We start from the raw sequence: 3,691 nt of genomic DNA on the forward strand, positions 1-3,691 counted from the left end.
TTTAAAGGCTTTTTAGTAAGATATTTATTGACTGAGAATAGGTTTATATGCTATACTCCCTATGTTATATGCCCTCAATGGGGTCTATAACCGCTCAACAAAGGGATTTAAGTGCAATTTGCCCCCTTATCTTGGCGAGTCTACAGATTCATTAAAAAAAAGAGTAGGAGGTGCATGGAATGTACGCAGTTATCGAAACAGGTGGAAAACAACTACGTGTTGAAGAAGGACAAACAATTTACGTTGAAAAATTAGAAGTTGAAGCAGGTGCTGAAGTTGTAATTGACAAGGTGGTAGCTTTCTCAAACGGTTCAATTAAAGTTGGAACTCCATATTTAGACGGAGCAAAAGTAACTTGTAAAGTTGAAAAACAAGGTAAAGCTAAGAAAATAGTTATTTACAAATACAAGTCTAAAAAAGGTTCTTCTCATCGTAAACAAGGTCACAGACAACCATATACAAAATTGGTTGTTGAAAAAATCGAGGCTTAATTATGATTAAGATTTGTATTCAAACACAAAATGAAAAAGTCATAAGTTTGAATATTAAAGGACATGCCGAGTACAAAGAGTATGGTGAAGATACAGTGTGTGCAGGAGTCAGCAGTATTGCGATTGGCTTATTAAACGCATTGGACTTACTTAATGCTGAATGTACTTGTTCAATGGACAACAACAAAATCTCGGTTCTTGTAAATAATAGAGACAATGAACAAACACAAATTATTTTAAAAACTGGAATTATCCAGTTAGAAACAATCCAAGAAAGCTATGAGGCTTTCATAAAATTAAGTAAACAGGAGGTGTAAAACCATGAAGTTTAGATTAGATATTCAGTTCTTCGCTTCGAAAAAAGGGGTAGGTTCAACTAAGAATGGACGTGACTCACAATCAAAGCGTTTAGGCTCTAAAAAAGCAGATGGTCAATTTGCGTCAGCAGGTTCTATCTTATATCGTCAACGTGGTACAAAAATTCACCCAGGTACAAATGTTGGCCGTGGTGGTGATGATACTTTGTTCGCAAAAGTTGATGGTATCGTTAAATTTGAACGTTTAGGAAAAGACAAAACTAAAGTTTCTGTCTATCCACAAGCTTAGTAAATGATCCCCAGGAATTGGGGATTTTTATTTCTTTGAAGGAGGGTCTGTATGTTTATTGATCGCGTCAAATTAAAATTAAAATCGGGTAATGGAGGCAATGGACTTGTCGCATTTCGCCGTGAGAAATATGTTCCTTTAGGAGGACCAGCAGGAGGAGATGGAGGAAAAGGAGGAAGTATCATTTTTGAAGTAGATACTAATAAATCAACTTTACTTGATCTTCGTTTTAATCGTCTTATCAAAGCTCAACCTGGTGGTAATGGACGTGGTAATAAAATGCATGGTCCAGATGCAGATGATGTAGTGATTAAAGTTCCACAAGGAACAATAATCAAAGATGCTGAAACAGGCGGATTATTGGCAGATCTTATTAAACCTGACCAACGTGCAATAATTGCTCAAGGTGGTAAAGGTGGAAGAGGAAACTGGCATTTTGCGACTGGTAGAAACAATGCACCTGATTATGCAGAACTTGGTGATGAAGGTGAAACAAAAGATGTTACAATCGAACTTAAACTTTTAGCTGATGCTGGGTTAGTTGGTTTTCCATCTGTTGGAAAATCGACACTTTTATCAGTGGTAAGTAAAGCGAGACCAGAAATTGCAGAATATCATTTTACAACAATCACACCAAATTTAGGTGTTGTTCAAGTAAGTGATGGACGTAGTTTCGTTATGGCTGATTTACCAGGTTTAATTGAAGGTGCAAGTGAAGGTAAAGGTTTAGGACATCAATTTTTAAGACACATTGAGCGTTGTCGAGTATTGGTTCATATAATTGATATGGGAAGTAATGATGGTAGAGATCCTGTAGAGGATTTCCGTATCATCAATAAAGAACTTGAACAATATCATTTACGTTTATTAGAAAGACCACAAGTTGTTATTGCGAATAAAATGGATTTGGAACCAGCCGAGGAAAATCTTAAAAGATTTAAAGAAGCTTATCCAGATATTGAAATATTCCCAACAATCACAATTATTCATGAAGGCTTAGATAGTGCTTTATATCGCGTAGCTGACTTATTAGCGGTTACACCTGATTTCCCAATAACTGGGGAAGAAGAAACACAAGAAGGAGTCTTATTCAAATACAAGCCAAAAGGACCAGACTTTACTGTTCATAACTTAGGAAATGGACAATGGCGCCTTGAAGGTAAGCGTGTTGAACGTTTATTCGCTTCGATTGATTTTGAAAAAGAAGAAGATGTATATCGTTTTGCATCAACCCTTAAGAAAATTGGTGTTGATGATGCATTAAGAGATGCAGGTGCAAAAGAAGGCGATATTATATTCTTAAATGATTTCCAATTTGATTATGTAGAATAACTCACGAATGTGAGTTTTCTTTTTGGTTATTTGGAAAGAGTTGTAGAAAGAAATTTGTTATAATACGCATGAGGTGTTAATATGAAACCACAAACATTTAAATCAATGTGCATTGCGTTTATTGTATTTACGATTGTAAATGCTATTACAATTACAATGGCATTCAATGATATTTATTTTGGACCTAATAAAATCCATTTTCTAGAAATACAAGGAGGATTTTGGTTATATCTAATTTGTATTATATTATTAGTTACAATTGTTACATTTGTTTTAATTCAAAAGTATAGAAAAATTAAATTTGAAGATATTCAATCATTTAAAGAATCAATTATTCGCTATAAATGGTGGGTTATTTTTATCTATATTGGATTAGTTATATTACTAATTTTAAATTACTCAGTTGCAATATTTTTAGTACCCATTGTGTTGATGGTTTTAAACCCGTGGACATTTTTAATTTTACTTTGTTTTTTAATGTGATAAATCACTTTTATTGAAAAATAGAGTACTCAGTGATATTGTCAAATTAGGGTAGGTAGAGTTCTTATCCTTAGACCAGAATGACTAAGAGGTGAATTAAATGAAAAAAGTTATTATCGTTACACTAAAAGTTTTAGCAGTATTATTTTTAGTATTTGGTATTGTTGCATCTATTGGCTTATCAACAATGTCGATGCGAGGTATGATGAGATATTTCAGTGAACCATACTTTAATATGACAGCTTTTGTATCGACGCTTTTCCTAACACTTCTAACGAGTGCTTCACTTTATGGTTTTGCAGTTTTGATTGAGATTCAAGATGAAAGTCTCGAGATGTTAAAAAGTTTATCACTTACGATGACTCATCAAACTGAATTGATTACAAAAATTAAACATGAAATATCAGAAACATGTGATGCGTGCATTGAAGATCGTGAAATGGAAAAGAGTATTGTGAATGCGATGAAATATTCCGAAAAAGCGGATGATTTAGATGATGATGCGACAGTGATTGAAGAAGTAGAAATTATGGAAGATATACAGCCAAAATAACCTAAATTTTTATGAAGTTAAGGGGAAAGAAAGAGAAATCTTTCTTTTTCTTTGCCGTATAGGAAAGTTCAGCGAAAGCAACATGAATCATATTCAAGTTATGAAGATTTTATGTTAGAATATATTCAAACATGAAGGAGTTCATCATGAAAACAATCTCCTATTCTGATTGTCTCTATCTGAATGAATTGGAATCACAAATCATTCAACAGGATATCCATTTATA

Annotated in this window: 6 protein-coding genes and 1 other annotated feature; all 6 genes read left to right on the top strand. The window is 33.5% G+C overall.

The window, feature by feature from the left end; all coding sequences use genetic code 11:
• The first annotated feature begins 78 nt into the window (after nt 1-78).
• Nucleotides 79-152: a sequence feature (ribosomal protein L21 leader region), on the top strand.
• Between the two features lie 27 nt (nt 153-179).
• The 6 genes from rplU to RR643_RS11395 all read left to right on the top strand — a co-directional run bounded on the left by rplU (nt 180) and on the right by RR643_RS11395 (nt 3,465).
• Nucleotides 180-491, top strand: coding sequence for a 50S ribosomal protein L21 (gene rplU / locus RR643_RS11370; RefSeq protein ID WP_332483287.1), 312 nt, complete (start codon nt 180-182; stop codon nt 489-491).
• A gap of 2 nt (nt 492-493) precedes the next feature.
• Nucleotides 494-808, top strand: coding sequence for a ribosomal-processing cysteine protease Prp (locus RR643_RS11375; RefSeq protein ID WP_332483288.1), 315 nt, complete (start codon nt 494-496; stop codon nt 806-808).
• Nucleotides 809-812: 4 nt separating this feature from the next.
• On the top strand, nt 813-1,097 hold the full coding sequence (gene rpmA, locus RR643_RS11380; RefSeq protein WP_332483289.1) for a 50S ribosomal protein L27: 285 nt from the start codon (nt 813-815) through the stop codon (nt 1,095-1,097).
• Nucleotides 1,098-1,148: 51 nt separating this feature from the next.
• Nucleotides 1,149-2,429: a GTPase ObgE gene (obgE, locus tag RR643_RS11385; RefSeq protein WP_332483290.1), complete on the top strand. Its 1,281-nt coding sequence runs from the start codon at nt 1,149-1,151 to the stop codon at nt 2,427-2,429.
• An 81-nt stretch (nt 2,430-2,510) separates the two neighbouring features.
• Nucleotides 2,511-2,912, top strand: coding sequence for a hypothetical protein (locus RR643_RS11390; RefSeq protein WP_332483291.1), 402 nt, complete (start codon nt 2,511-2,513; stop codon nt 2,910-2,912).
• 100 nt (nt 2,913-3,012) lie between these two features.
• Nucleotides 3,013-3,465 (top strand): hypothetical protein, encoded by a 453-nt coding sequence (locus RR643_RS11395; protein ID WP_332483292.1) that lies wholly within the window; start codon nt 3,013-3,015, stop codon nt 3,463-3,465.
• Nucleotides 3,466-3,691 lie beyond the last annotated feature (226 nt).

The organism is Anaerorhabdus sp., assembly GCF_036637135.1.
In the GTDB taxonomy this organism is placed as follows: Bacteria; Bacillota_I; Bacilli_A; order Erysipelotrichales; family Erysipelotrichaceae; genus Anaerorhabdus.